Source organism: Corallococcus terminator, from assembly GCF_003611635.1.
GTDB classification, from domain to species: Bacteria; Myxococcota; Myxococcia; order Myxococcales; family Myxococcaceae; genus Corallococcus; species Corallococcus terminator.
On sequence record NZ_RAVZ01000701.1, the window covers coordinates 1 to 1,190 of the forward strand.

At 67.1% G+C, this 1,190-nt stretch carries 2 protein-coding genes; both read left to right on the forward strand.

Annotated elements, in window-relative coordinates; all coding sequences use genetic code 11:
- Positions 1-492, forward strand: a 492-nt coding sequence (locus D7V88_RS41625) for a zinc-binding dehydrogenase (RefSeq protein ID WP_147449157.1), incomplete at its 5' end; no start/stop codon positions are given.
- 140 nt (positions 493-632) lie between these two features.
- On the forward strand, positions 633-1,190 hold a 558-nt coding region (locus D7V88_RS41630), incomplete at its 3' end, for an alcohol dehydrogenase catalytic domain-containing protein (protein ID WP_158625283.1).

Consider the following 1,190-nt stretch of genomic DNA (forward strand, 5'->3'; position numbering starts at 1 on the left):
GGGCTGGGCCACATGGGCGTGAAGCTCGCGCGGGCGATGGGCGCGCATGTGGTCGTGTTCAGCCAGTCCGACAAGAAGCGGGCGGACGCGCTCCGGCTGGGGGCGCAGGAGTTGGTGGTGTCCTCGAGCCCGGCGGAGATGGCCGCGCAGGCGGGCAGGTTCGACCTCATCCTGGACACCGTCTCCGCGGTCCATGACGTCAATGCCTACCTGGGACTGCTGAAGCGCGACGGGCACCTGGCCATCGTGGGTGTGCCTGACCGGCCGCTGGAGGTCTCCGTCCTCCCGCTCCTCATCAAGCGCCTGGGCTTCTCCGGCTCCTCCATCGGGGGGCTGCCGGAGACGCAGGAGATGCTCGACTTCTGCGGCGAGCACGGCATCGTCTCCGACATCGAGTTGATTCCCATGCAGGACATCAACCCTGCCTTCGAGCGACTGCACCGGGGCGACGTCAAGTACCGCTTCGTCATCGACATGAAGCGCTTGCGGTAGCACGGCAGGCTCCAGGCGCGCGGAATCGATTCGGAAGCTTTCCTACATACTCCATCCTGATTCCGTCTGTTTCGCGCGAACGCGGCGGCGTCCATCCTTGCAAGCATCACGCAGGGAACAACCTCCAGGAGCCACGCCCCATGATTCCCGTTCGCGGCTATGCCGCCCAGGATGCCCGCTCTCCCCTGACCCCGTTCCAGTTCGAGCGACGGGAGCCCGGCCCGCTCGATGTGCAGCTTGAAGTCCTCTACTGCGGCGTCTGCCACACGGACCTGCACATGGCCCACAACGATTGGGGCGTCTCGCCCTACCCCCTCGTGCCAGGGCACGAAATCGTCGGCCGGGTGGTCCGCGTGGGCCGCGACGTGACGAAGCTGAAGGTGGGCGACCTGGCAGGGGTTGGCACCATGGTGGACTCCTGCCGCACCTGCGCGGACTGCACGGACGGCCTGGAGGTGTACTGCAAGGTCAGCGGCGTCCTGACGTACGGAGGCAGGGAGAAGGATGGGAAGACAGTCACCCAGGGCGGCTATTCGGACACCCTCGTGGTGGATGAGCACTTCGCCCTGAAGGTCCCGGCGAACCTGGACCCGGCGGCCGTCGCGCCGCTGCTCTGCGCGGGCATCACCACGTACTCACCGCTGCGCCACTGGAAGATCGGGCCCGGCCACCGGGTCCAGGTTCGCCGGGACCTTCAG